Raw genomic sequence first — 26,035 nt, 5'->3', positions numbered from 1 at the left:
AACCAGTCGTCAACTTAACTCTCCGCTACAATGGATACTCCTTATTCTCAGAGATATCCATTGTGGCGTTACTGATCATTACTACGATCCTGTGGGCCTTCTCCTTCAGTTTGTTTGGGGAGTACCTTGCCGGACACGTCGATAGCTACTTTGCGGTGCTGGTTCGGGTCGGTCTGGCGGCGTTGGTATTCCTGCCTTTCCTGCGTACCCGCGGGCACAGCCTGAAAACTATCGGCCTGTATATGCTGGTGGGGGCCATGCAGCTTGGCATCATGTATATGCTGAGTTTCCACGCTTATCTCTACCTGACCGTTTCTGAACTGCTGCTGTTTACCGTGTTGACGCCGCTCTATATCACGCTGATTTACGATCTAATGAGCAAGCGTCGCCTGCGCTGGGGCTATGCTTTCAGCGCGCTGCTGGCGGTGATTGGCGCAGGGATTATTCGCTATGACCAGGTGACCGATCACTTCTGGACGGGCCTGCTGCTGGTCCAACTTTCCAACATTAGCTTTGCCATCGGGATGGTGGGCTATAAGCGCCTGATGGAGACGCGCCCGATGCCGCAGCATAATGCATTTGCGTGGTTTTACCTCGGCGCGTTTCTGGTGGCCGTGGTCGCCTGGTTCATGCTGGGCAATGCGCAGAAAATGCCGGAGACGACACTCCAGTGGGGCATTCTGGTGTTCCTCGGCGTGGCGGCTTCAGGGATCGGCTACTTTATGTGGAACTACGGTGCCACACAGGTCGATGCGGGCACGCTGGGTATTATGAACAACATGCATGTGCCCGCAGGACTGCTGGTCAACCTGGCGATTTGGCACCAACAGCCTCACTGGCCGAGCTTTATTACGGGTGCGGCTGTGATACTGGCGTCACTGTGGGTGCATCGAAAATGGGTCGCTCCGCGCTCCGTACAAATGGCAGATGATCGCAGGCGTGATTGCGCGCCGATCGAATAAACGCCTCAGTCACCGGCTGACGCTGCTCTCCGTCACGCACGGCGGCGTACAGACGGCTCCACAAGCCATCCCCCAGGGTTCTGGTCACCACCAGACCCTGGCGTTCAAAACTTTCCACGACCCAGTGCGGCAGGGCGGCAATGCCCATGTTTGCTGCCACCATCTGAATCAACAGCAGGGTGTTATCCACACTTTTCAGTGACGGGCTGACCCCCGCTGGCTGAAGAAAATGGCGCCAGACGTCCAGTCGACTGCGCTGTACCGGATAGATCAGCAGCGTTTCGCTGGCTAAATCTTCCGGCGTTACCTGTGTCTTGCTGGTCAGCGGATGATCGGGGGCCAGCACCAGGCGAACTTCAAAATCGAACATTGGCGAATAGTGCAGCCCGCTGCGCGGCAGAATGTCAGAGGTCATTACCAGATCCAGTTCGTCCTGCTGGAGCGCAGGCTGGGGGTCAAACGTCACGCCGGATTTAAAATCCATCTCCACCTGCGGCCATTTAGCGCGGAAGTTTTCCAGCGCCGGGGTCAGCCACTGAATACAGCTATGACACTCAATAGCGATGCGCAGACGAGTCTGCTGCGGTTCGTTGCAGGCCTGCAACGCGCGGTTAATTTGCGGCAGGACCTGACCGGCCAGCTGTAGCAGGATCTCACCCTGAGGGGTGAAACGTAGCGGCTGGCTTTTACGAATAAATAGCCGAAAGCCAAGGCGCTGCTCCAGATCGCTGAACTGGTGAGACAAGGCGGATTGGGTTTGATGCAGCGTCGCCGCGGCGGCTGCCAGCGACCCGGTATTCCGCAACGCCTGGAGCGTTTTCAGGTGTTTAATCTCGATCATGAAAGTCCTTCACTTCGGCATGAACAAATTGCGCTTGAGGAATATACAGTAACTGTCAATTATGGATGTGTAAACATCTGGACGTCTAAAATCCTTCGTCTTTTAAATTTATGGTGCGTTGGCTGCGTTTACTCACCCCGGTCACTTACTTCAGTAAGCTCCCGGGGATGAGCAAACTTGCCGCCTTCCCTAAATTCAAAATCCATAGGATTTACATATAATTAGAGGCAGTAAAATGACAATATTGAATCACACCCTCGGTTTCCCTCGCGTTGGCCTGCGTCGCGAGCTGAAAAAAGCGCAAGAAAGCTACTGGGCGGGTAATGCGACCCGTGAAGAGCTACTGGCGGTGGGCCGCGAGCTGCGAGCGCGCCACTGGGATCAACAAAAGCAAGCGGGTATCGATCTTCTGCCGGTGGGTGACTTCGCCTGGTATGACCATGTTCTGACCACCAGCCTGCTGCTCGGCAACGTGCCGGCTCGTCATCAGAACAAAGACGGTTGTGTCGATATCGACACGCTGTTCCGCATTGGTCGTGGTCGTGCGCCGACCGGTGAACCTGCGGCAGCAGCGGAAATGACCAAGTGGTTTAACACCAACTATCACTACATGGTGCCGGAGTTCGTTAAAGGTCAGCAGTTCAAACTGACCTGGACACAGCTGCTGGATGAAGTGGACGAGGCGCTGGCGCTGGGTCACAAGGTGAAACCCGTGCTGCTGGGGCCGGTGACGTATCTGTGGCTGGGGAAAGTGAAAGGCGAATCGTTCGACCGCCTGAGCCTGTTGAATGACATTCTGCCGGTGTACAAACAGGTGCTGGCTGAGCTGGCAAAACGCGGTATCGAGTGGGTGCAGATTGACGAACCGGCGTTAGTGCTGGAGCTGCCGCAGGCGTGGCTGAACGCCTTCAAACCGGCCTACGATGCACTTTCCGGGCAGGTGAAACTGCTGTTGACCACTTACTTTGAAGGCGTAACGCCGAACCTTGATACCATTACCGCGCTGCCGGTACAGGGGCTGCACGTTGACCTGGTCCACGGTAAAGATGACGTGGCGGCGCTGCACAAACGCCTGCCGTCTGACTGGCTGCTGTCTGCCGGTCTGGTCAATGGACGTAACGTCTGGCGTGCCGATCTGACAGAAAAATATGCCCAGATTAACGATATCGTAGGCCTTCGTGCGCTGTGGGTGGCTTCTTCCTGCTCGCTGCTGCATAGCCCGATCGACCTGAGCGTCGAAACGCGTCTGGATGAGGAAGTGAAGAGCTGGTTTGCCTTTGCTCTGCAAAAATGTGGCGAACTGACGCTGCTGCGCGATGCGCTGAACAGCGGCGATACCGCCGCCATCGCCGAATGGAGCGCACCGATTCAGGCTCGTCGCCACTCAACCCGTGTACACAATGCGGCAGTGGAAAAACGTCTGGCGGCCATCACCGCACAGGACAGCCAGCGCGCGAACCCGTATGAGGTGCGTGCTGAAGCCCAGCGTGCGCGCTTCAACCTGCCGGCCTGGCCAACGACCACTATCGGTTCTTTCCCGCAGACCACTGAAATCCGCGGCCTGCGTCTGGACTTCAAAAAGGGCAATCTCGATGCCAACCACTACCGCACCGGCATCGCGGAGCATATCAAGCAGGCGATTGTTGAGCAGGAGCGGCTGGGGCTGGACGTGCTGGTTCACGGTGAAGCCGAGCGTAATGACATGGTGGAATATTTTGGTGAACATCTGGACGGTTTCGTCTTCACCCAGAACGGTTGGGTGCAGAGCTACGGTTCCCGCTGTGTTAAACCGCCGGTGGTGATCGGTGACGTTAGTCGTCCGGAAGCGATTACCGTCGAGTGGGCGAAATACGCCCAGTCTCTGACCGACAAACCGGTGAAAGGGATGCTGACCGGCCCGGTGACGATTCTTTGCTGGTCGTTCCCGCGTGAAGATGTCAGCCGTGAAACGATTGCCAAACAGATCGCGCTGGCGCTACGTGACGAGGTGGCAGATCTTGAAGCGGCAGGCATTGGCATCATCCAGATTGATGAACCCGCACTACGTGAAGGGCTTCCGCTGCGCCGTAGCGACTGGGCCGCCTATCTGGCGTGGGGCGTGGAGGCATTTCGTATCAATGCAGCGGTGGCGAAGGATGATACCCAGATCCACACCCACATGTGTTACTGCGAGTTTAACGACATCATGGATTCTATCGCCGCGCTGGATGCCGACGTGATAACCATTGAGACCTCACGTTCCGACATGGAGTTGCTGGAGTCATTTGAAGAGTTCGACTATCCAAACGAAATTGGACCGGGCGTGTATGACATTCACTCGCCGAACGTCCCGAGCGTAGAGTGGATTGAGGCGCTGTTGCAAAAAGCGGCGCAGCGTATCCCGGCTGAACGCCTGTGGGTGAACCCGGACTGCGGCCTGAAAACCCGCGGTTGGGCAGAAACCCGCGCCGCGCTGGCAAACATGGTCCAGGCAGCACAGAATCTGCGTCAGGCGTGATCCTGAAAAATCTGGCCCGGTTGTTTCCGGGCCAGAACTTATTTCTTACTTCCGTACTGCGCAAACCATGCCAGCATTCTTTGCCAGCCGTCTTTGGCGGATTCTTCGTGATAGCTCGAGCGATAGTCGGCATTGAAGGCATGACCGGCATCGGGATAGACGATAATCTCCGTGTTGGCGTTAGCGGCGCGTAGCGCCTGGCGCATGGTCTCCACGCTTTCCTGCGAAATACTGTTATCCTGACCGCCGTACAGACCCAGCACCGGGGCGTTCAGATCGGTCGCCACATCGACAGGATGCTTCGGCGAATTCAACGACTTATCACCCACCAGCTTTCCATACCAGGCCACTGCGGCTTTCAACTGCGGGTTATGCGCCGCGTACAGCCAGGCAATACGTCCGCCCCAACAAAAGCCGGTGATCATCAGGCGATGAACATCCCCACCGTTACGGGACGCCCAACTGGCAACGTGATCCAGATCGGCCAGTACATGAGAATCCGGCACTTTCGCCACCAGACCGCTGAGCAGGGTCGGAATATCGGCGAAATCATTCGGATCGCCCTCGCGGAAATAGAGTTCTGGCGCGATAGCCAGATACCCGTCCAGCGCCAGGCGACGGCAGACGTCGCGGATATGTTCATGCACGCCAAAGATTTCCTGCACTACAATGACCACAGGCAGAGGGCCATCGCTCTTTTTCGGGCGCGCGTGATACGCCGGCATGTCGTCACCCTGGGAAGGGATCGACGTAATGCCCGCGACAATAGTGTCGTCCGGGGTATGAACTGAGGTAGAGGCAATCGGGGATGCTGCAGGTGCAAAACCGGTTTGTTGTGTTGATGTCATGGTATTCTCCGTACCCTTAGAAAAATAGCGCACTATTAACTATAGACAGCCTTTAACCATTCACACTGCCTCAAACGGCTCGCTTTTTTGCGGAGAAAGAAAAAATCGGGCCGTTAATGTGATTTGAATCACTATTTATCGGTAAGTTTATGCAACTGATTTGTGTCATGGTGATGAGGGTCACGAAAATATCTTAAGTCCTTCGGTAAAGTGTCTTTTTGCTTCTTCTGACAAAAACCGAATCACAGAGGAGTTTTATATGTCCAGGTCTGACGTTTTTCATCTCGGCCTCACCAAGAACGATTTACAAGGGGCTACGCTGGCTATCGTCCCTGGCGATCCGGAACGTGTGGAAAAGATCGCCGCGCTGATGGAGAAGCCGGTTAAACTGGCATCTCACCGTGAATTCACCACCTGGCGTGCAGAACTGGACGGTAAAGCCGTCATTGTCTGCTCGACCGGTATCGGCGGCCCGTCTACCTCTATTGCGGTGGAAGAACTGGCTCAGTTGGGCATTCGTACCTTCCTGCGTATCGGCACCACCGGTGCTATTCAGCCGCATATTAATGTCGGCGATGTGCTGGTCACCACGGCGTCCGTTCGTCTGGATGGCGCGAGCCTGCATTTTGCGCCGATGGAGTACCCGGCAGTCGCTGACTTTGAATGCACCACCGCGCTGGTTGAAGCGGCAAAATCCATCGGTGCCACCACTCATGTGGGCGTGACCGCCTCTTCTGACACCTTCTACCCAGGTCAGGAACGCTACGACACCTTCTCCGGTCGCGTGGTGCGTCGTTTCAAAGGCTCTATGGAAGAGTGGCAGTCAATGGGCGTGATGAACTACGAAATGGAGTCCGCCACGCTGCTGACCATGTGCGCAAGCCAGGGCCTGCGCGCCGGGATGGTAGCGGGCGTGATCGTTAACCGTACTCAGCAGGAGATCCCGAATGCTGAGACGATGAAACAGACCGAAAGCCATGCGGTGAAAATCGTGGTGGAAGCGGCGCGTCGTCTGATCTAATCCTCTTCCCTTCCATAAAAGGCCGACGCGTTCGGCCTTTTGCTTTACGCGATTATTTGCGTAGCGCCTCGCAGGAAAGTTCTTTAAAACTGGACGTTTATACAGCACAATTCTATTTTGTGCGGGTGATGTATGGCGTCGGGAGGCATTTTGGATATCTCAATCATCATTTATGCGGTTATTGCGCTGGTGGGTGTTGCGCTTGGCTGGCTGCTGGCCAGCTATCAGCATGCACAACAGAAAGCCGAGCAATTCGCTGAACGTGAAGAGATGGTTGCGGCATTAAGCGCAGCAAAACAACAGATAGCCCAAAGCGAACACTGGCGCGATGAGTGTGAGTTGCTCAATAACGAATTACGTAGCCTGCGCAGTATTAACACCTCGCTGGAAGCGGATCTGCGTGAAGTGACTACGCGGATGGAAGCGACGCAGCAGCATGCGGAAGATAAAATCCGCCAGATGATCAACAGCGAGCAGCGTCTGAGCGAACAGTTTGAAAATCTGGCGAACCGAATCTTTGAACAGAGCAATCGCCGGGTTGATGAGCAAAACCGACAGAGCCTGAACGGTCTGCTGACGCCGCTGCGAGAACAACTGGACGGTTTTCGTCGCCAGGTCCAGGAGAGCTTTGGTCAGGAAGCGCGCGAGCGTCATACCCTGGCGCATGAAATTCGCAATCTCCAACAGCTTAATGCGCAAATGACCCAGGAAGCGGTCAACCTGACGCGTGCGCTAAAAGGCGACAACAAAACGCAGGGGAACTGGGGCGAGGTGGTGCTCACCCGTGTGCTGGAGGCGTCCGGACTGCGCGAAGGGTACGAGTACGAAACGCAGGTCAGCATTGAAAATGACGTTCGTTCCCGTATGCAGCCTGACGTGATCGTGCGTTTGCCGCAGGGCAAAGATGTGGTGATCGACGCCAAAATGACGCTGGTGGCCTATGAGCGCTATTTTAATGCGCAAGATGATGACACCCGCGAAAACGCGCTCCAGGAGCACATTGCCTCGGTGCGTAACCATATTCGTCTGCTGGGGCGTAAGGATTACCAGCAACTTCCGGGGCTGCGCACCCTGGATTACGTGCTGATGTTTATCCCTGTGGAGCCCGCTTTTCTGTTGGCGCTTGACCGACAGCCTGAACTGATTACCGAGGCGCTTAAAAATAATATTATGCTGGTCAGCCCAACGACATTACTGGTGGCGTTGCGGACCATTGCGAATCTGTGGCGCTACGAACATCAAAGTCGTAATGCGCAACAGATTGCAGACCGTGCGAGCAAGCTCTATGACAAAATGCGCCTCTTTGTCGATGATATGTCCGCCATCGGGCAGAGCCTGGATAAAGCGCAAGATAACTATCGTCAGGCGATGAAAAAACTCTCGTCGGGACGTGGTAACGTGCTGGCGCAGGCCGAAGCGTTTCGCGGTTTAGGAGTCGAAATTAAGCGCGAGATTAATCCTGAACTGGCGGAACAGGCCACGACGCAGGATGAAGAGTATCGGTTGCGATCGGTACCCGAAGAGCAGGAAAACACGTCTTATTCCGACGATGACGGGATAAAGCAGCAATCGAATTAGTCCGTTCGGGTCAGCCGGGACGGGCAGAAGGGTAGGGCAATGCGCCCCAATCTGTTACACTTCTCGAACAATTTTTAGATGAGCAGGCACTGAGATGGTGGATAATTCACAAGAAACGACGCACTTTGGTTTTCAGACTGTCGCTAAAGAGCATAAAGCGGACATGGTGGCCCACGTTTTTCATTCTGTGGCATCAAAATATGATGTCATGAATGATTTGATGTCTTTTGGCATTCATCGTTTGTGGAAACGCTTCACCATCGACTGTAGCGGCGTTCGCCGTGGTCAGACAGTGCTGGACTTAGCCGGGGGGACCGGCGATCTGACGGCCAAATTCTCTCGCCTGGTCGGTGAGACCGGCAAGGTTATTCTGGCGGACATCAATGACTCAATGCTCAAAATGGGTCGCGAGAAGCTGCGCAATATCGGCGTGATTGGCAACGTGGAATACGTTCAGGCCAATGCGGAAGCGCTACCGTTCCCGGACAATACCTTTGACTGCATTACCATTTCCTTCGGTTTGCGTAACGTCACGGACAAAGACAAAGCCTTGCGCTCCATGTACCGAGTCCTGAAACCGGGCGGCCGTCTGCTGGTGCTGGAATTTTCTAAACCGATTATCGAACCGCTGAGTAAAGCGTACGATGCCTACTCTTTCCATATCTTGCCGCGTATTGGTTCTATGGTCGCCAATGATGCCGACAGCTATCGCTATCTGGCGGAATCCATCCGTATGCATCCCGATCAGGACACATTGAAAGCGATGATGCAGGACGCCGGGTTCGAAAGCGTCGACTATTACAACCTGACAGCGGGTGTGGTTGCGCTGCATCGTGGCTATAAGTTCTGACAGGAGAACGGGGATGCCTTTTAAACCCTTAGTGACTGCAGGAATGGAAAGTCTGCTTAATTCATTCCTGTATCGTTCGCCGGCGTTGAAAACGGCGCGAGCGCGTCTGCTGGGAAAAGTGCTGCGTGTGGAGCTAAAAGGCTTTTCGACATCATTAATTCTGCTGTTCAGCGAACGTCAGGTTGACGTGCTGGGCGAGTGGGCTGGCGAGGCCGACTGCACGGTAATCACCCATGCCAGCGTGTTGCCAAAATTACGCGACCGCCAGCAACTGACCGCGCTGATTCGCAGTGGCGAACTGGAAGTGCAGGGTGATATTCAGGTTGTACAGAATTTCGTTGCCCTTGCCGATCTGGCGGAATTCGATCCTGCTGAACTGCTGGCTCCTTATACCGGCGACATCGCAGCAGAAGGGATCAGCAAAGCGCTACGCGGCGGGGTCAAATTTCTCCGACACGGGATCCAACGTCAGCAACGCTATGTTGCCGAAGCCATTACGGAAGAGTGGCGAATGGCACCCGGATCGCTTGAGGTTGCCTGGTTTGCGGAAGAAACGGCAGCCGTGGAGCGTGCTGTCGATGCACTGACCCGGCGGCTGGAAAAACTGGAGGCTAAATGACGCCAGGTGAAGTACGGCGCCTATATTTCATCATTCGCACTTTCTTAAGTTACGGACTTGATGAGCTCATCCCAAAAATGCGGATCACGCTGCCGCTGCGGTTATGGCGTTATTGCCTGTTCTGGATGCCAAACCGACATAAAGAAAAACTACTGGGAGAGAGACTGAGACTGGCTCTGCAGGAGTTAGGGCCGGTGTGGATCAAGTTTGGTCAAATGCTCTCGACCCGACGCGATCTCTTTCCCCCGCATATTGCCGATCAGCTGGCGTTGTTACAGGACAAAGTCGCTCCCTTCGATGGAAAACTTGCGAAAGCGCAAATCGAAGAAGCCATGGGCGGACTGCCTGTTGAAGCCTGGTTTGATGAATTTGATATTCAACCGCTGGCGTCGGCGTCGGTTGCCCAGGTGCATACGGCGAGACTGAAATCGAACGGCAAAGAGGTTGTCATCAAAGTCATCCGCCCGGACATTCTGCCGGTTATCAAAGCGGATCTGAGACTGATCTATCGTCTTGCTCGCTGGGTGCCACGCTTGCTGCCAGATGGCCGCCGCCTGCGTCCGACGGAAGTCGTGCGGGAATATGAAAAGACATTGATTGATGAGCTGAATCTGCTGCGTGAATCCGCCAACGCTATTCAACTGCGGCGAAACTTTGAAGACAGCCCAATGCTCTACATCCCGGAAGTGTATTCTGACTACTGTAGTGAGAATATGATGGTGATGGAACGCATTTACGGTATCCCGGTTTCCGATGTGGTGACGCTGGAGAAAAACGGCACCAACATGAAGTTGCTGGCGGAGCGCGGCGTACAGGTATTCTTCACTCAGGTCTTTCGTGACAGCTTCTTCCACGCGGATATGCACCCCGGTAACATCTTTGTCAGCTATGAACACCCGGAAAACCCGAAATATATTGGCATTGATTGCGGCATTGTTGGCTCGTTAAATAAGGAAGATAAGCGTTACCTTGCGGAGAACTTCATCGCGTTTTTTAATCGTGATTACCGCAAAGTTGCGGAACTGCACGTCGATTCTGGCTGGGTACCACCGGATACCAACGTTGAAGAGTTTGAATTTGCGATTCGTACGGTGTGCGAGCCGATATTCGAGAAGCCGCTGGCGGAAATCTCGTTTGGCCACGTTTTGTTAAACCTTTTCAATACGGCGCGTCGGTTTAACATGGAAGTGCAGCCGCAACTGGTATTGTTGCAGAAGACATTATTGTATGTTGAGGGCGTAGGCCGCCAACTCTATCCGCAGTTGGATCTCTGGAAAACAGCGAAGCCTTTTCTGGAGTCATGGATCAAAGATCAGGTCGGTATTCCAGCGCTGATCAGAGCATTTAAGGAAAAAGCGCCGTTCTGGGTCGAAAAAATGCCAGAACTCCCTGAACTGGTGTACGACAGTTTGCGCCAGGGCAAATATTTACAGCACAGTGTTGATAAGATTGCGCGCGAGCTTCAGGAGAATCATGTCCGTCAGGGGCAATCCCGTTACTTATTGGGAATTGGCGCAACGTTGCTGTTAAGTGGGACGTTCTTGTTGATTAATCGCCCTGAATGGGGCTACATGCCCGGTTGGTTAATGGCGGGCGGCCTGGTTGCCTGGATTGTCGGCTGGCGCAAAACTCGCTGATTTTTTCATCGCTCAAGGCAGGCCGGGTAACGTATACTACGGCCTTATTAATTCATCATCTATCACAGAGGAACATGTATGGGTGGTATCAGTATTTGGCAGTTGGTGATCATTGCCGTCATCGTTGTACTGTTGTTTGGCACCAAGAAGCTCGGCTCCATCGGTTCCGATCTTGGCGCATCCATCAAAGGCTTCAAAAAAGCCATGAGTGATGATGATGCTAAACAGGATAAAGCCAGTCAGGACGCTGACTTTACCGCGAAATCTATTACTGACAAACCGGCAGACGCTGATAAAGAAACTGCGAAAAAAGAAGACGCGAAAAGCCACGATAAAGAGCAGGTGTAATTCGTGTTTGATATCGGTTTTAGCGAACTGTTACTGGTGTTTATTATCGGCCTCGTTGTTCTGGGGCCGCAGCGATTGCCGGTAGCCGTCAAAACGATAGCTGGCTGGGTACGCGCACTGCGATCCCTTGCGACAACCGTTCAGAATGAACTGACCCAGGAGCTTAAGCTCCAGGAGTTTCAGGACAGCCTGAAAAAGGTTGAGAAAGCGAGCCTGGAAAATCTGACTCCCGAGCTAAAAGCCTCGATGGATGAACTGCGTCAGGCGGCGGAGTCAATGAAACGTTCCTATAGCGTGAACGAGCCCGAAAAAGCGAGCGACGAAGCGCATACCATCCATAACCCGGTGGTGAAAGGGAATGAAGAACAGCATGAAGGGGTCACGCCCGCCACTGCTGAAGTCCAGGCCAGCGCACCGGAACAGGCTCCAGAGATTGCCGGGGAAACTCCCCCTGCCGTCAACGTGAAGGACGCTGAACCGAAAACCGCTGCCCCTGTTGCTGGCTCCTCCCCTACGTCGAGTGATAAACCGTAAACATGGCTGTAGAAGATACTCAACCGCTTATCACGCACCTGATTGAGCTGCGTAAACGTCTGCTTAACTGCATTATTGCGGTTATCGTGATCTTTCTGGCATTGGTCTATTTTGCCAATGACATCTATCACCTGGTCTCCTCGCCGCTCATCAAACAGTTGCCGCAGGGTGCGACCATGATCGCGACGGATGTCGCATCACCGTTCTTCACCCCGATCAAATTGACCTTCATGGTGTCGCTGATCCTGTCAGCGCCGGTGATCCTTTATCAGGTCTGGGCGTTTATCGCGCCAGCGCTGTACAAGCATGAACGGCGCATGGTGGTACCGCTGCTGGTCTCCAGTTCTTTACTGTTCTATATCGGTATGGCGTTTGCCTACTTTGTCGTGTTCCCGCTGGCGTTTGGCTTCCTTGCCAATACTGCGCCGGAAGGTGTGCAGGTCTCGACGGATATTGCCAGCTATCTGAGCTTTGTTATGGCACTGTTTATGGCGTTCGGCGTCTCGTTTGAGGTGCCTGTTGCCATCGTGCTGCTTTGCTGGATGGGTGTGACGACACCGGATGACTTGCGTAAAAAACGGCCTTACGTGCTGGTTGGTGCGTTTGTGGTAGGGATGCTGCTGACGCCGCCGGATGTTTTTTCGCAGACGTTACTGGCGATTCCGATGTACTGCCTGTTTGAGGTCGGCGTTTTCTTCTCACGTTTCTACGTCGGCAAGCGACAGACGCGGGATGAAGATAACGAGGCGGAATCAGAAGCCGAAGCTGAGAAAGCCGAGAAGACAGAAGAGTAAATTCAACCGCCCGTCAGGGCGGTTGTTATATGGAGCGAAGCATGTTTGATATCGGCGTTAATTTAACCAGTTCGCAGTTTTTGAAAGACCGTGATGAGGTCGTCGCACGCGCGACTGCTGCTGGCGTGAAGGGGCTGCTTCTTACCGGAACCAATCTACATGAAAGCCAGCAGGCGCAACGGCTGGCGCAGACTTATCCTCACTGTTGGTCGACGGCCGGTGTTCACCCGCATGACAGCAGCCAGTGGCAACCTGAAACAGAGGAGGCGATTGTGGCACTGGCGAACCAGCCGGAGGTCGTGGCGATTGGCGAATGTGGCCTCGATTTCAATCGCAATTTTTCCACTCCGCAGGAACAAGAGCGGGCGTTTGACGCGCAGTTGCGTATTGCCGCTGAGTTACAAATGCCGGTCTTTATGCATTGTCGTGATGCGCACGTGCGATTCATGACGCTGCTGGAACCGTGGCTGGACAAACTCCCGGGCGCGGTGCTGCACTGTTTTACCGGTACGCGCGGGGAGATGCAGGAGTGTGTCGACAGGGGCATGTACATCGGTATTACGGGCTGGGTATGTGATGAACGTCGTGGGCTTGAGCTGCGCGAATTGCTACCGTTTATTCCGGCCGAACAACTGCTGATTGAAACCGACGCGCCGTATCTGTTGCCGCGCGATCTTTCGCCGAAGCCCGCGTCGCGGCGTAACGAACCGGCGCATTTGCCACATATTCTTGAGCGTATTGCTCACTGGCGTGGAGACGATCCGCAATGGCTTTCCGCCATAACGGATGCGAATGTCAGGAAGCTGTTTGGAATTTCGTTCTGAGTCGCCGTTAAAGCTTACGGAAACCGGTATTTATCACGCTCTGCTTCACCTCTTTATTTAGCAGGTTGAGCAGTAGCATGGAGCGCGCCTCGCCGTCCGGTTCAGTGAAAATAGCCTGCAGGCCTTCAAAAGCCCCTTCCGTGATGACCACGCGGTCGCCGGGGTAAGGCGTTTCGGGATCGACAATGCCTTCCGGTTTATAAACGGAGAGCTGGTGAATCACCGTGGAAGGGACTATCGCGGGTGATGCGCCAAAGCGGACAAAATGGCTGACGCCGCGCGTGGCATTGATCGTCGTGGTATGAATCACTTCCGGATCAAATTCCACGAACAGATAGTTTGGGAACAGCGGTTCGCTGACTGCAGTACGTTTTCCTCGCACCATTTTTTCCAGGGTGATCATCGGCGTCAGGCAGCTCACTGCCTGTCTTTCGAGGTGTTCCTGGGCACGCTGAAGTTGCCCGCGCTTGCAGTACAGTAAATACCAGGATTGCATAATAACTCTTATCCGCTTGTCCGGGGCGCAAGCATAGCAAAAGCAAAGCGTGAAGTTAATTATAATCCCGGTGGAGCCGGTGGGCTGCCAGAGTTCACGCTAATTTAACAAAAATACAGCATCACGATGGTGAACGCCGTATAATGAGGCGCTTACGAAGAGGCCATAATGGACGCCATGAAATATCACGATTTACGCGACTTCCTGACGCTGCTTGAACAACAGGGTGAACTCAAACGCATCACGCTTGAAGTGGATCCGCACCTGGAAATCACCGAGATTGCCGACCGCACGCTACGTGCTGGTGGCCCTGCACTGCTGTTTGAAAACCCCAAAGGCTATTCGATGCCGGTGTTGTGCAACCTGTTTGGTACGCCAAAACGTGTCGCGATGGGCATGGGGCAGGATGATGTCTCCGCGCTGCGGGAAGTGGGTAAATTACTGGCATTTTTGAAAGAGCCGGAGCCGCCGAAAGGCTTTCGCGATCTGTTTGATAAGCTGCCACAGTTCAAGCAGGTGCTGAATATGCCGACGAAGCGACTGCGTGGTGCGCCTTGTCAGCAAAAAATCATCTCTGGCGATGACGTCGACTTAAACCGTATTCCAATCATGACCTGCTGGCCTGAAGACGCCGCACCGCTCATCACCTGGGGGCTGACCGTGACGCGTGGCCCGCATAAAGAGCGGCAGAATCTGGGCATTTATCGCCAGCAGTTGATTGGCAAAAATAAACTGATCATGCGCTGGCTGTCCCACCGTGGCGGCGCGCTTGATTATCAGGAGTGGTGTGCGGCGCATCCGGGTGAACGTTTCCCGGTCTCCGTTGCGCTGGGTGCCGACCCTGCCACCATTCTTGGCGCGGTGACGCCGGTACCGGATACGCTCTCAGAGTACGCGTTTGCCGGTCTGCTGCGTGGCACAAAAACCGAAGTGGTCAAATGCCTGTCTAACGATCTTGAAGTGCCCGCCAGTGCGGAGATTGTGCTGGAAGGGTATATCGACCCGGGTGAAATGGCGCCGGAAGGCCCGTATGGCGACCATACGGGGTATTACAATGAAGTGGATAGCTTCCCGGTTTTTACCGTCACGCATATTACCCAGCGTGAGGACGCGATTTACCATTCGACCTACACCGGTCGTCCACCGGACGAACCCGCCGTGCTCGGCGTCGCGCTAAACGAAGTGTTTGTGCCGATTCTGCAAAAACAGTTCCCGGAAATCGTCGATTTTTATCTGCCGCCGGAAGGATGCTCTTATCGTCTGGCCGTCGTCACGATCAAAAAACAGTACGCCGGTCATGCGAAACGCGTCATGATGGGTGTCTGGTCATTTTTACGCCAGTTTATGTACACCAAATTTGTTATCGTTTGTGATGATGACGTCAATGCACGCGACTGGAATGATGTGATTTGGGCGATTACCACCCGAATGGATCCGGCCAGGGACACGGTGCTGGTAGAAAACACGCCAATTGATTATCTGGATTTTGCCTCGCCGGTTTCCGGCCTGGGTTCAAAAATGGGGCTGGATGCCACGAACAAATGGCCAGGTGAAACCCAACGCGAGTGGGGACGTCCAATTAAAAAAGATCCTGACGTTACCGCCCGTATCGATGCGATTTGGGATGAACTGGCCATCTTTAATGACGGTAAAGGCGCCTGAGGCGCTCGTTTTGCCCTACAGACCCATAGAGGGAGCGCATGACAACCTTAAGCTGTAAAGTGACCTCGGTAGAAGCTATCACTGATACCGTATACCGTGTTCGTTTAGTACCCGATGCGGCATTTTCCTTTCGCGCCGGTCAATATTTGATGGTCGTGATGGATGAGCGGGATAAACGTCCGTTCTCGATGGCCTCTACGCCGAATGATCAGGGTTTTATTGAGCTCCACATTGGCGCATCAGAAATTAACCTCTATGCCAAAGCGGTGATGGATCGCATCCTGAAGGACCATGAAATTACGGTGGATATTCCACACGGCGACGCGTGGCTGCGTGATGATGAAGAGCGTCCGCTGATCCTGATCGCCGGGGGCACAGGCTTTTCCTACGCCCGTTCCATTCTGCTGACGGCGCTGGCGCGTAATCCCAATCGTGAGGTCACCATATACTGGGGCGGCCGTGAAGAGAAGCACCTCTACGATCTCTCTGAACTTGAAGCGCTCTCTGTCAACCATCCTAACCTGCGCGTTGAAGCGGTGGTGGAACAGCCTGAAACCGGCTGGCGTGGGCGTACGGGAACGGTCTTAACGGCGGTGATGCAGGATCACGGAACGCTGGCTGAGCATGACATCTACATTGCGGGCCGCTTTGAGATGGCGAAAATCGCGCGTGACCTGTTCTGTAATGAGCGCAGTGCGCGGGAAGATCGCCTGTTTGGCGATGCGTTTGCATTTATCTAAGAAGAAAAATGAAGCAGAAAAAACCCGCCCCTGACAGGCGGGAAGAACGGCAACTAAACTCTCTCTTCGCCATTGTCACCATAACTGCGTTGGCTACGCTCACTCACCCGAATCACTTACTTATGTAAGCTCATCGGGATTCGTTCGCTTGCCGCCTTGTTCTGGCACCAATGGCTTTGAGATAACACTGTTGTAGGCCGGGCAAGCGAAGCGCCCCCGGCAAACATGCCGGATGGCGACGTTGGCGCGTCTTATCCGGCCTACATGAACTTAAACCCGCTCAAACACCGTCGCGATACCCTGACCCAATCCGATACACATCGTCGCCAGACCGAACTGGACATCTTTGCGTTCCATCAGATTCAGCAGCGTGGTGCTGATACGCGCACCGGAGCAGCCCAGCGGGTGACCGAGCGCGATCGCACCGCCGTTAAGGTTGATCTTCTCGTCGATCTGCTCCATCAAGCCCAGATCTTTAATGCACGGCAGGATCTGCGCGGCAAACGCTTCGTTCATCTCAAACAAACCGATATCGCTGGCGGAAAGTCCCGCTTTTTTCAGCGCCAGTTTTGATGCCGGAACCGGACCGTATCCCATGATGGAAGGATCGCAGCCCACCACCGCCATTGAGCGCACGCGGGCGCGCGGTTTCAGACCCAGCTCACGCGCACGACTTTCGCTCATCACCAGCATGGCGGCCGCGCCATCGGAGAGTGCGGAAGAAGTACCTGCCGTAACCGTACCGCTGACCGGATCAAACGCCGGACGCAAGGTGGACAGCGTTTCAATCGTGGTTTCCGGACGAATCACTTCGTCATAGGTAAACTGCTTCAGCACGCCATCGGCGTCATGCCCGCCGGTTGGGATAATTTCATTCTTAAACGCGCCAGACTGCGTTGCAGCCCAGGCACGGGCATGTGAACGTGCGGCAAAGACATCCTGCATTTCTCGACTGATACCGTGCATGCGGGAGAGCATCTCTGCTGTCAGCCCCATCATGCCCGCCGCTTTGGCGACATTGCGGCTCAGGCCCGGGTGGAAATCAACACCGTGGCTCATCGGCACATGGCCCATATGCTCCACACCGCCCACCAGACAGGCCTGCGCATCACCGGTCATGATCATCCGCGCCGCGTCATGCAATGCCTGCATGGAGGAACCGCACAGCCGGTTGACGGTCACCGCCGGAACGGAATGCGGGACTTCCGCCAGCAGCGCCGCGTTACGGGCGATGTTAAAGCCCTGCTCCAGCGTTTGCTGCACGCAGCCCCAGTAGATATCGTCAAGCGCTGCCGCTTCCAGCGCCGGATTTCGCGCCAGCAGGCTACGCATCAAATGCGCGGAGAGATCTTCCGCGCGCACGTGGCGAAATGCGCCCCCTTTCGAACGGCCCATCGGGGTACGGATCGCATCAACAATTACAACCTGTTCCATTGTGACTCCTTAAGCCGTTTTCAGGTCGCCAACCGGACGGGCAGGCTCAACCGGGGGATAATACGGTTCATTATGACGCGCTTTATTACGCAGACCTTCCGGAACGTCGTATAACGGACCGAGGTGCTGATACTGTTGCGCCATATCGAGATATTTCGCGCTGCCGATCGTATCCAGCCAGCGGAACGCCCCGCCGTGGAACGGAGGGAAGCCCAGACCGTAAACCAGCGCCATGTCGGCCTCTGCCGGACTGGCGATAATGCCTTCTTCGAGACAGCGCACCACTTCGTTGACCATCGGGATCATCATGCGGGCGATAATCTCTTCGTCGCTGAAATCCCGCTTCGCTTTACTGACGTCAGCCAACAGGCCGTCAACGGTGGCATCCTCTTCTTTCTTCGGCTTACCTTTGCTGTCTTCTTTATAGCGCCAGAAGCCCAGACCGTTCTTCTGACCAAAACGACTGGCGTCAAACAGCGCATCAATCGCGTCGCGATAATCTTTTTGCATTCGCTGCGGGAAACCTGCGGACATCACGGCCTGTGCGTGATGCGCGGTATCAATGCCCACGACGTCAAGCAGGTACGCCGGGCCCATCGGCCAACCGAACTGTTTTTCCATCACTTTGTCGACTTTGCGGAAGTCCGCACCGTCGCGCAGTAACTGACTGAATCCGGCGAAGTAAGGGAACAGCACGCGGTTAACAAAGAAGCCAGGGCAGTCGTTGACCACGATCGGCGTTTTGCCCATTTTGCTGGCCCAGGCGACCACTTTCGCGATGGTTTCATCGGCGCTTTTTTCGCCACGAATGATCTCAACCAGCGGCATCCGGTGAACCGGGTTAAAGAAGTGCATCCCGCAGAAGTTTTCCGGGCGCTTCAGCACGCTTGCCAGCTCGCTGATGGGAATAGTGGAGGTGTTCGATGCCAGCACGGTGTCCGGGCGAACTTTATCTTCCGTCTCCGCCAGTACCGCTTTTTTCACTTTTGGATTTTCAACGACGGCTTCGACGACGACGTCTACGCGCTCAAAACCGGCGTAGTCCAGCGTAGGATGAATGGTCGAAATCACGCCAGCCATCTTCAGACCGTCAATTTTGTTGCGCTCAAGCTGTTTGTTCAGCAGTTTCGCGGCTTCGGTCATCCCGAGGGTCAGGGATTTGTCGTTGATATCTTTCATGATAACCGGCACGCCTTTCCATGCCGACTGATACGCGATGCCGCCGCCCATAATGCCCGCGCCCAGCACTGCAGCCTGCTTTGGCGTCTCAACGTTTTTGGTCAGCGTCTTCGCTTTGCCTTTCACATACTGATCGTTAAGGAAAATACCGACCAGCGCGCGGGCTTCATTGGTGTGCGCCAGCGGGACAAAACTTTTGTTTTCCAGATTCAGTGCTTCTTCACGACCAAAGCGCGCGGCGGCTTCAATGGTTTTCACCGCTGTCATCGGAGCCGGGTAGTGTTTACCTGCCGTTTGCGCGACCATGCCTTTAGCAATGGTGAAGCTCATGGTGGCTTCAATTTTGCTGAGCTTCAGCGGTTCCAGCTTCGGCTGGCGCTTCGCTTTCCAGTCCAGATCGCCGTTGATGGCCTGACGTAATACCGCTTTTGCGCCCTCAATCAGCTTTTCTGCTTTCACAACGCCATCGACCAGGCCGATTTTCAGCGCCTGCTCGGCCCCAACGTCTTTACCGGCTGCAATGATCTCCAGCGCGCTGTCCGCGCCTAACATGCGCGGCATACGTACGGAGCCGCCAAAGCCTGGCATGATACCCAGCTTTGTTTCTGGCAGACCGATACGCAGATCCGGTGTCGCCAGACGGTAATCGGTCGCCAGCACGCATTCGCAGCCGCCGCCCAGCGCATAGCCGTTAACGGCAGAAAGGGTCGGGACCGGCAGATCTTCCAGACGGTTAAAGACGCTGTTGGCGAAATGCAGCCACTGGCTGAGCTGTTCTTCGGGAACGAGAAACAGCGACAGGAATTCGGTGATATCCGCACCGACGATAAAGGCCGCTTTGTTCGAACGCAGCAGCAGCCCTTTTAAATCTGTTTGTTTTTCCAGTACGTCCAGCGCCTGGCCGAGGCTGGCGACGGTTGCCGTGTCGAGTTTGTTCACTGAGCCTGGGGCATCGAACACCAGTTCGGCGATGCCATCTTCCAGCCAGTCGAGGTACAGGTTGTCGCCTTTGTAAAGCATGTCAGTCTCCTGAATCCGCAAGGTGATCTGGTCATACCAGATGAAGCGAAGTGTGTATTTTATGTTAATAAAATGCAAATGACTGATTAAAGAAATGCCGATCCGATCACACCTGGCAGAAATCACGCTCTCTCGAATCGATGTGCTAAGATGCGGAGACTTGAGGTCGAAAAACAGAAGGATAGAAAATGGAATCACTGGCCGCACTCTATAAAAATCATATCGTTACCCTACAAGAACGGACGCGTGATGCGCTGGAACGCTTTAAGCTTGATGCGCTTCTTATTCACTCCGGCGAGCTGTTTAATGTTTTCCTCGACGATCATCCTTACCCGTTTAAGGTCAATCCGCAGTTTAAAGCCTGGGTACCGGTGACTCAGGTGCCAAATTGCTGGCTGCTGGTTGATGGGGTGAACAAACCCAAACTGTGGTTCTACTTGCCGGTCGACTACTGGCACAACGTTGAGCCGCTGCCGACCTCCTTCTGGACTGAAGAAGTTGAGGTGATTGCCCTGCCGAAAGCGGATGGTATTGGCAGTCAACTGCCAGCCGCTCGTGGCAATATTGGCTATATTGGCCCGGTTCCGGAGCGTGCACTGCAACTGGAGATTGCGGCCAACAACATCAACCCGAAAGGGGTGATCGACTATCTGCATTATTACCGTGCCTACAAAACGGATTACGAACTGGCCTGCATGCGTGAAGCGCAGAAAATGGCGGTGAATGGGCACCGTGCGGCGGAAGAAGCCTTCCGTTCAGGGATGAGTGAGTTCGACATCAACCTGGCTTATCTGACCGCAACCGGTCATCGCGACACCGATGTGCCGTACAGCAATATCGTGGCGCTGAACGAGCATGCGTCGGTTCTGCATTACACGAAACTGGATCATCAGGCACCGTCTGAAATCCGCAGCTTCCTGCTGGATGCCGGTGCGGAGTATAACGGCTATGCCGCAGACCTGACCCGTACCTGGTCGGCGAAAAGCGACAATGAGTATGCGCAGTTAGTGAAAGATGTGAATGACGAACAGCTGGCGCTGATCGCCACTATGAAAGCGGGCGTCAGCTATGTGGACTATCACGTTCAGTTCCATCAGCGTATTGCGAAACTGCTGCGTAAGCACCAGATCGTCACCGATCTGAGCGAAGAGGCGATGGTCGAAAACGATCTCACCGGACCGTTTATGCCGCACGGTATCGGCCATCCACTGGGTTTGCAGGTGCATGATGTTGCTGGCTTTATGCAGGATGACTCTGGTACGCATCTCGCCGCGCCGTCTAAATATCCGTATCTGCGCTGCACCCGTGTGCTCCAGCCGGGTATGGTGCTGACCATTGAACCAGGCTTTTACTTCATCGAATCGCTGCTCGCGCCGTGGCGTGAAGGGCCGTTCAGCAAACACTTCAACTGGCAAAAAATTGAAGCACTGAAACCGTTTGGCGGTATTCGTATTGAAGACAACGTGGTGATCCACGAAAACAACGTTGAGAACATGACGCGGGATCTGAAACTGGCGTAATGGACAGTTGGTTAATCCCTGCGGCGCCGGTCACCGTTGTTGAAGAGATCAAAAAAAGCCGCTTCATTACGCTGCTGTCGCATACCGAGGGCGTAGAGGCGGCAAAAGCGTTTGTGGAGTCAGTGAAAGCGGAGCACCCGAGCGCCCGCCACCATTGCGTGGCGTGGGTGGCGGGCGCGCCGGATGATTCACAGCAACTGGGCTTTTCTGATGACGGTGAACCGGCGGGAACGGCAGGTAAGCCGATGCTCGCGCAGTTGATGGGCAGCGGCGTTGGGGAAATCACCGCCGTTGTGGTGCGCTACTACGGCGGAGTCTTGCTCGGCACCGGCGGACTGGTTAAAGCCTACGGCGGTGGCGTAAACCAGGCATTGCGTCAGTTAACGACGCAGCGCAAGACGCCATTAACCGAATATACTTTGCAGTGTGAGTACGCGCAGTTGGCTGGCGTTGAAGCACTTCTGGGTCAACATGACGGCAAAATCGTCACCAGTGATTACCAGGCATTCATTCGGTTACGGGTAGCGCTTCCTTATGCGAAAGTGGATGAATTTTCAGCAAAGCTGGCGGATTTTAGTCGTGGTTCATTGCAATTGTTAGCGATTGAAGAATAATCCCCACCTCATTTTGAAGAACTAAGGAAGCGGCAGAGATGCATTTTCGCGCCATTACCCGAATCGTAGGACTACTGGTCATCTTATTTTCGGGCACGATGATCCTCCCGGGGCTGGTAGCGCTTATCTATCGTGATGGGGCGGGACGCGCATTTACGCAAACCTTTTTTGTCGCGCTGGTGATTGGCTCCATGCTGTGGTGGCCGAACCGTCGTGAGAAAGGCGAACTGAAATCCCGCGAAGGGTTTTTGATCGTCGTGCTGTTCTGGACTGTGCTGGGCAGCGTGGGTGCGTTGCCCTTCATCTTTTCTGAAAGCCCGAACCTCACGATTACCGATGCGTTCTTCGAATCATTCTCCGGACTGACCACGACCGGTGCCACTACGCTGGTGGGGCTGGATTCGCTACCACATGCGATCCTCTTTTATCGCCAGATGCTGCAATGGTTTGGCGGGATGGGGATCATTGTGCTGGCCGTCGCGATTCTGCCAATACTCGGTGTCGGTGGGATGCAGCTCTATCGCGCTGAAATGCCCGGACCGCTGAAAGATAACAAGATGCGCCCGCGTATTGCCGAGACGGCAAAAACGCTGTGGTTGATCTATGTCCTGCTGACGGTGGCCTGTGCACTGGCGCTATGGTTTGCCGGCATGCCGGCGTTTGATGCCATCGGACACAGTTTTGCCACTATCGCGATCGGCGGGTTTTCCACCCATGATGCCAGCGTGGGCTACTTTGACAGCCCAACGATTAACACCATTATTGCTATCTTCTTATTAATCTCCGGCTGTAACTACGGTCTGCACTTCTCGTTACTGAGTGGCCGCAGCCTGAAGGTTTACTGGCGTGACCCCGAATTTCGTATGTTCATTGGTGTCCAACTGACGCTGGTGGTCATCTGCACATTAGTGCTCTGGTTCCATAATATCTATAGCTCCGCGCTGACGACGCTCAACCAGGCCTTTTTCCAGGTAGTGTCGATGGCCACCACGGCCGGATTTACGACCGACAGTATTGCGCGCTGGCCGCTTTTCCTGCCGGTACTGCTGCTATGTTCCGCGTTTATAGGTGGCTGTGCGGGCTCAACGGGCGGGGGATTGAAGGTTATCCGTATCCTCTTGCTGTTCAAACAGGGGAACCGCGAACTGAAGCGTCTGGTGCATCCCAATGCGGTCTATAGCATCAAGCTGGGGAACCGCGCGCTGCCGGAACGTATTCTTGAAGCCGTCTGGGGATTCTTCTCGGCGTATGCGCTGGTCTTCATTATCAGTATGTTGGCGATTATCGCGACCGGTGTGGACGATTTCTCCGCTTTCGCTTCCGTGGTGGCGACGCTGAACAACCTTGGGCCTGGGCTGGGCGTCGTGGCGGACAACTTTGCCAGTATGAATCCGGTGGCGAAATGGATCCTGATTGCCAACATGCTGTTCGGTCGTCTGGAAGTCTTCACTCTGCTGGTACTTTTTACCCCGACTTTCTGGCGTGAATAATGGAGTAACACGTGAAAACACTGATTCTTTTCTCATCCCGTGACGGGCAGACCCAGGAAATCGCCGCTTATCTGGCGTCAGAACTCAAAGAACTTGGTATCTGCACGGATGTGGTCAATCTGCATCGTACCGATGAACCTGACTGGGAACGCTATGACCGGGTAGTCATTGGCGCATCGATTCGTTATGGGCACTATCATTCTGCCTTCCTCGCGTTTGTGAAGAAACATGCAACACGCTTGAATCGCATGCCAAGTGCGTTTTACTCCGTCAACCTGGTGGCGCGGAAACCGGAAAAGCGGACGCCGCAAACCAACAGCTACGCGCGCAAGTTTTTAATGAACTCGCAGTGGCGGCCAGACCGTTCTGCGGTTATCGCCGGGGCGCTACTTTATCCGCGCTATCGCTGGTATGACCGAATGATGATTAAACTCATTATGAAAATGTCGGGCGGCGAAACGGATACGCGTAAAGAAGTTATTTATACCGACTGGGAACAAGTCGCGAGTTTTGCCCGAGAAATCGCTCAGTTAACCCCCGATTCGTTGGTTAAATAAACGTAAAGAATAAAAAATGCGCACTCGGAAAATTATTTTAAATTTCCCCTTGTCAGCCCGAAATAACTCCCTATAATGCGCCTCCACTGACACGGAACAACGGCACGCAAGCCGCCGGGTCAGCGGGGTTCAGAGATGAACGCCCACAGAGAAAAGCGAAATAAATGCTTGACTCTGAAGCGGGAAAGCGTATTATGCACACCCCGCGCCGCTGAGAAAAAAGCGAAGCGGCACTGCTCTTTAACAATTTATCAGACAATCTGTGTGGGCACTCAAAGTGACATGGATTCTTAACGTCCTCGGACGAAAAATGAATACCAAGTCTCAAAGAGTGAACACGTAATTCATTACGAAGTTTAATTCTAAGAGCATCAAACTTAAATTGAAGAGTTTGATCATGGCTCAGATTGAACGCTGGCGGCAGGCCTAACACATGCAAGTCGAACGGTAACAGGAAGCAGCTTGCTGCTTCGCTGACGAGTGGCGGACGGGTGAGTAATGTCTGGGAAACTGCCCGATGGAGGGGGATAACTACTGGAAACGGTAGCTAATACCGCATAACGTCGCAAGACCAAAGAGGGGGACCTTCGGGCCTCTTGCCATCGGATGTGCCCAGATGGGATTAGCTTGTTGGTGAGGTAACGGCTCACCAAGGCGACGATCCCTAGCTGGTCTGAGAGGATGACCAGCCACACTGGAACTGAGACACGGTCCAGACTCCTACGGGAGGCAGCAGTGGGGAATATTGCACAATGGGCGCAAGCCTGATGCAGCCATGCCGCGTGTATGAAGAAGGCCTTCGGGTTGTAAAGTACTTTCAGCGGGGAGGAAGGTGTTGTGGTTAATAACCGCAGCAATTGACGTTACCCGCAGAAGAAGCACCGGCTAACTCCGTGCCAGCAGCCGCGGTAATACGGAGGGTGCAAGCGTTAATCGGAATTACTGGGCGTAAAGCGCACGCAGGCGGTCTGTCAAGTCGGATGTGAAATCCCCGGGCTCAACCTGGGAACTGCATTCGAAACTGGCAGGCTTGAGTCTCGTAGAGGGGGGTAGAATTCCAGGTGTAGCGGTGAAATGCGTAGAGATCTGGAGGAATACCGGTGGCGAAGGCGGCCCCCTGGACGAAGACTGACGCTCAGGTGCGAAAGCGTGGGGAGCAAACAGGATTAGATACCCTGGTAGTCCACGCCGTAAACGATGTCTATTTGGAGGTTGTGCCCTTGAGGCGTGGCTTCCGGAGCTAACGCGTTAAATAGACCGCCTGGGGAGTACGGCCGCAAGGTTAAAACTCAAATGAATTGACGGGGGCCCGCACAAGCGGTGGAGCATGTGGTTTAATTCGATGCAACGCGAAGAACCTTACCTGGTCTTGACATCCACAGAACCTTTCAGAGATGAGAGGGTGCCTTCGGGAACTGTGAGACAGGTGCTGCATGGCTGTCGTCAGCTCGTGTTGTGAAATGTTGGGTTAAGTCCCGCAACGAGCGCAACCCTTATCCTTTGTTGCCAGCGGTCCGGCCGGGAACTCAAAGGAGACTGCCAGTGATAAACTGGAGGAAGGTGGGGATGACGTCAAGTCATCATGGCCCTTACGACCAGGGCTACACACGTGCTACAATGGCATATACAAAGAGAAGCGACCTCGCGAGAGTAAGCGGACCTCATAAAGTATGTCGTAGTCCGGATTGGAGTCTGCAACTCGACTCCATGAAGTCGGAATCGCTAGTAATCGTGGATCAGAATGCCACGGTGAATACGTTCCCGGGCCTTGTACACACCGCCCGTCACACCATGGGAGTGGGTTGCAAAAGAAGTAGGTAGCTTAACCTTCGGGAGGGCGCTTACCACTTTGTGATTCATGACTGGGGTGAAGTCGTAACAAGGTAACCGTAGGGGAACCTGCGGTTGGATCACCTCCTTACCTTAAAGAACCTGCCTTTGTAGTGTCCACACAGATTGTCTGATGAAAA

The 26,035-nt window shown here is 54.4% G+C and carries 22 protein-coding genes and 1 rRNA gene; 18 read left to right on the top strand and 5 right to left on the bottom strand.

Translation table 11 applies throughout. From position 1 onward, the window contains the following. Nucleotides 1-62: 62 nt before the first annotated feature. Nucleotides 63-962 (top strand): biotin transporter, encoded by a 900-nt coding sequence (bioP, locus tag OGY35_RS11475; RefSeq protein ID WP_152400971.1) that lies wholly within the window; start codon nt 63-65, stop codon nt 960-962. Here bioP and metR read toward each other — a convergent pair. Further along, nucleotides 850-1,803 carry an HTH-type transcriptional regulator MetR gene (gene metR / locus OGY35_RS11470; protein ID WP_286632337.1) on the bottom strand — a complete coding sequence of 318 codons (954 nt, stop codon included), beginning with the start codon at nt 1,801-1,803 and terminating at the stop codon, nt 850-852. The genes bioP and metR overlap by 113 nt on opposite strands. Before the next feature lie 235 nt (nt 1,804-2,038). On the opposite strand from metR, the gene metE reads away from it, so the two are divergent. Next, entirely contained in the window at nt 2,039-4,300 is a 2,262-nt protein-coding gene (metE, locus tag OGY35_RS11465; RefSeq protein WP_286632336.1) for a 5-methyltetrahydropteroyltriglutamate--homocysteine S-methyltransferase, read from the top strand. Between the two features lie 38 nt (nt 4,301-4,338). Here the strand turns inward: metE and OGY35_RS11460 are convergent, their stop codons facing one another. Then, nucleotides 4,339-5,148, bottom strand: a complete 810-nt coding sequence (locus OGY35_RS11460) for a dienelactone hydrolase family protein (protein ID WP_286632335.1) — start codon at nt 5,146-5,148, stop codon at nt 4,339-4,341. A 259-nt stretch (nt 5,149-5,407) separates the two neighbouring features. Here OGY35_RS11460 and udp point away from each other — a divergent pair, with 259 nt between their 5' ends. From udp to tatD, 9 genes are all read left to right on the top strand, one after another. Then, the gene (gene udp / locus OGY35_RS11455) at nt 5,408-6,169 is read left to right on the top strand and encodes a uridine phosphorylase (RefSeq protein WP_042998824.1); all 762 of its coding nucleotides are present in this window, start codon (nt 5,408-5,410) and stop codon (nt 6,167-6,169) included. A 150-nt stretch (nt 6,170-6,319) separates the two neighbouring features. Further along, nucleotides 6,320-7,747, top strand: a complete 1,428-nt coding sequence (gene rmuC, locus OGY35_RS11450; RefSeq protein WP_286632334.1) for a DNA recombination protein RmuC — start codon at nt 6,320-6,322, stop codon at nt 7,745-7,747. Nucleotides 7,748-7,841: 94 nt separating this feature from the next. Then, entirely contained in the window at nt 7,842-8,597 is a 756-nt protein-coding gene (ubiE, locus tag OGY35_RS11445) for a bifunctional demethylmenaquinone methyltransferase/2-methoxy-6-polyprenyl-1,4-benzoquinol methylase UbiE (RefSeq protein ID WP_046493037.1), read from the top strand. 13 nt (nt 8,598-8,610) lie between these two features. Next, on the top strand, nt 8,611-9,216 hold the full coding sequence (gene ubiJ, locus OGY35_RS11440) for a ubiquinone biosynthesis protein UbiJ (protein ID WP_286632333.1): 606 nt from the start codon (nt 8,611-8,613) through the stop codon (nt 9,214-9,216). Beyond that, nucleotides 9,213-10,853, top strand: coding sequence for a ubiquinone biosynthesis regulatory protein kinase UbiB (gene ubiB / locus OGY35_RS11435; RefSeq protein ID WP_286632332.1), 1,641 nt, complete (start codon nt 9,213-9,215; stop codon nt 10,851-10,853). Before ubiJ ends, ubiB begins: the two co-directional genes overlap by 4 nt. Nucleotides 10,854-10,931: 78 nt before the next feature. Then, entirely contained in the window at nt 10,932-11,201 is a 270-nt protein-coding gene (gene tatA / locus OGY35_RS11430; RefSeq protein ID WP_061075744.1) for a Sec-independent protein translocase subunit TatA, read from the top strand. A 3-nt stretch (nt 11,202-11,204) separates the two neighbouring features. Further along, nucleotides 11,205-11,735 carry a Sec-independent protein translocase protein TatB gene (tatB, locus tag OGY35_RS11425; protein ID WP_178826684.1) on the top strand — a complete coding sequence of 177 codons (531 nt, stop codon included), beginning with the start codon at nt 11,205-11,207 and terminating at the stop codon, nt 11,733-11,735. Between the two features lie 2 nt (nt 11,736-11,737). Further along, nucleotides 11,738-12,529 carry a Sec-independent protein translocase subunit TatC gene (gene tatC / locus OGY35_RS11420; protein WP_152400987.1) on the top strand — a complete coding sequence of 264 codons (792 nt, stop codon included), beginning with the start codon at nt 11,738-11,740 and terminating at the stop codon, nt 12,527-12,529. Nucleotides 12,530-12,570: 41 nt separating this feature from the next. Further along, nucleotides 12,571-13,353: a 3'-5' ssDNA/RNA exonuclease TatD gene (gene tatD, locus OGY35_RS11415; protein WP_286632331.1), complete on the top strand. Its 783-nt coding sequence runs from the start codon at nt 12,571-12,573 to the stop codon at nt 13,351-13,353. 7 nt (nt 13,354-13,360) lie between these two features. On the opposite strand, the gene rfaH is transcribed toward tatD, so the two are convergent. Further along, the gene (gene rfaH, locus OGY35_RS11410) at nt 13,361-13,849 is read right to left on the bottom strand and encodes a transcription/translation regulatory transformer protein RfaH (protein WP_152400991.1); all 489 of its coding nucleotides are present in this window, start codon (nt 13,847-13,849) and stop codon (nt 13,361-13,363) included. Nucleotides 13,850-14,017: 168 nt separating this feature from the next. Here rfaH and ubiD point away from each other — a divergent pair, with 168 nt between their 5' ends. Together ubiD and fre are read left to right on the top strand one after the other, a co-directional pair. Then, complete coding sequence (gene ubiD, locus OGY35_RS11405; protein ID WP_178826689.1) at nt 14,018-15,511, top strand: 4-hydroxy-3-polyprenylbenzoate decarboxylase; 1,494 nt, start codon at nt 14,018-14,020, stop codon at nt 15,509-15,511. 38 nt (nt 15,512-15,549) lie between these two features. Continuing rightward, nucleotides 15,550-16,251, top strand: coding sequence for an NAD(P)H-flavin reductase (gene fre / locus OGY35_RS11400; protein ID WP_152400996.1), 702 nt, complete (start codon nt 15,550-15,552; stop codon nt 16,249-16,251). 270 nt (nt 16,252-16,521) lie between these two features. Here fre and fadA read toward each other — a convergent pair whose 3' ends face one another. Together fadA and fadB are read right to left on the bottom strand one after the other, a co-directional pair. Beyond that, on the bottom strand, nt 16,522-17,685 hold the full coding sequence (fadA, locus tag OGY35_RS11395; protein WP_178823346.1) for an acetyl-CoA C-acyltransferase FadA: 1,164 nt from the start codon (nt 17,683-17,685) through the stop codon (nt 16,522-16,524). A 9-nt stretch (nt 17,686-17,694) separates the two neighbouring features. After that, nucleotides 17,695-19,884: a fatty acid oxidation complex subunit alpha FadB gene (gene fadB, locus OGY35_RS11390; protein WP_152401000.1), complete on the bottom strand. Its 2,190-nt coding sequence runs from the start codon at nt 19,882-19,884 to the stop codon at nt 17,695-17,697. A gap of 188 nt (nt 19,885-20,072) precedes the next feature. Here fadB and pepQ point away from each other — a divergent pair, with 188 nt between their 5' ends. From pepQ to OGY35_RS11365, 5 genes are all read left to right on the top strand, one after another. Further along, the gene (pepQ, locus tag OGY35_RS11385; RefSeq protein WP_286632330.1) at nt 20,073-21,404 is read left to right on the top strand and encodes a Xaa-Pro dipeptidase; all 1,332 of its coding nucleotides are present in this window, start codon (nt 20,073-20,075) and stop codon (nt 21,402-21,404) included. After that, nucleotides 21,404-22,018 carry an IMPACT family protein gene (locus OGY35_RS11380; protein ID WP_286632329.1) on the top strand — a complete coding sequence of 205 codons (615 nt, stop codon included), beginning with the start codon at nt 21,404-21,406 and terminating at the stop codon, nt 22,016-22,018. Before pepQ ends, OGY35_RS11380 begins: the two co-directional genes overlap by 1 nt. Nucleotides 22,019-22,056: 38 nt before the next feature. Beyond that, nucleotides 22,057-23,508 (top strand): Trk system potassium transporter TrkH, encoded by a 1,452-nt coding sequence (gene trkH, locus OGY35_RS11375; RefSeq protein ID WP_152401016.1) that lies wholly within the window; start codon nt 22,057-22,059, stop codon nt 23,506-23,508. 11 nt (nt 23,509-23,519) lie between these two features. Next, the gene (gene hemG, locus OGY35_RS11370; protein ID WP_178827665.1) at nt 23,520-24,065 is read left to right on the top strand and encodes a menaquinone-dependent protoporphyrinogen IX dehydrogenase; all 546 of its coding nucleotides are present in this window, start codon (nt 23,520-23,522) and stop codon (nt 24,063-24,065) included. A gap of 379 nt (nt 24,066-24,444) precedes the next feature. Continuing rightward, a 16S ribosomal RNA gene (locus OGY35_RS11365) occupies nt 24,445-25,986 on the top strand. Nucleotides 25,987-26,035: the final 49 nt, after the last annotated feature.

The sequence above is a fragment of the Citrobacter sp. Ct235 genome (assembly GCF_030332305.1).
Lineage (GTDB): Bacteria > Pseudomonadota > Gammaproteobacteria > Enterobacterales > Enterobacteriaceae > Citrobacter_A > Citrobacter_A telavivensis.
The sequence above is the reverse complement of the archived record's forward strand: the minus strand, read 5'-3'. Positions and strand labels throughout refer to the sequence as shown.

Coding starts and splice junctions, on each gene's coding strand:
- rfaH (WP_152400991.1), bottom strand. CDS start 13,849: ATGCAATCCTGGTATTTACTGTACTGCAAGCGCGGGCAACTTCAGCGT.
- fadA (WP_178823346.1), bottom strand. CDS start 17,685: ATGGAACAGGTTGTAATTGTTGATGCGATCCGTACCCCGATGGGCCGT.
- fadB (WP_152401000.1), bottom strand. CDS start 19,884: ATGCTTTACAAAGGCGACAACCTGTACCTCGACTGGCTGGAAGATGGC.
- fre (WP_152400996.1), top strand. CDS start 15,550: ATGACAACCTTAAGCTGTAAAGTGACCTCGGTAGAAGCTATCACTGAT.
- tatA (WP_061075744.1), top strand. CDS start 10,932: ATGGGTGGTATCAGTATTTGGCAGTTGGTGATCATTGCCGTCATCGTT.
- ubiJ (WP_286632333.1), top strand. CDS start 8,611: ATGCCTTTTAAACCCTTAGTGACTGCAGGAATGGAAAGTCTGCTTAAT.
- metR (WP_286632337.1), bottom strand. CDS start 1,803: ATGATCGAGATTAAACACCTGAAAACGCTCCAGGCGTTGCGGAATACC.
- tatD (WP_286632331.1), top strand. CDS start 12,571: ATGTTTGATATCGGCGTTAATTTAACCAGTTCGCAGTTTTTGAAAGAC.
- tatC (WP_152400987.1), top strand. CDS start 11,738: ATGGCTGTAGAAGATACTCAACCGCTTATCACGCACCTGATTGAGCTG.
- OGY35_RS11460 (WP_286632335.1), bottom strand. CDS start 5,148: ATGACATCAACACAACAAACCGGTTTTGCACCTGCAGCATCCCCGATT.
- OGY35_RS11380 (WP_286632329.1), top strand. CDS start 21,404: ATGGACAGTTGGTTAATCCCTGCGGCGCCGGTCACCGTTGTTGAAGAG.
- pepQ (WP_286632330.1), top strand. CDS start 20,073: ATGGAATCACTGGCCGCACTCTATAAAAATCATATCGTTACCCTACAA.
- ubiE (WP_046493037.1), top strand. CDS start 7,842: ATGGTGGATAATTCACAAGAAACGACGCACTTTGGTTTTCAGACTGTC.
- ubiD (WP_178826689.1), top strand. CDS start 14,018: ATGGACGCCATGAAATATCACGATTTACGCGACTTCCTGACGCTGCTT.
- udp (WP_042998824.1), top strand. CDS start 5,408: ATGTCCAGGTCTGACGTTTTTCATCTCGGCCTCACCAAGAACGATTTA.
- metE (WP_286632336.1), top strand. CDS start 2,039: ATGACAATATTGAATCACACCCTCGGTTTCCCTCGCGTTGGCCTGCGT.
- ubiB (WP_286632332.1), top strand. CDS start 9,213: ATGACGCCAGGTGAAGTACGGCGCCTATATTTCATCATTCGCACTTTC.
- trkH (WP_152401016.1), top strand. CDS start 22,057: ATGCATTTTCGCGCCATTACCCGAATCGTAGGACTACTGGTCATCTTA.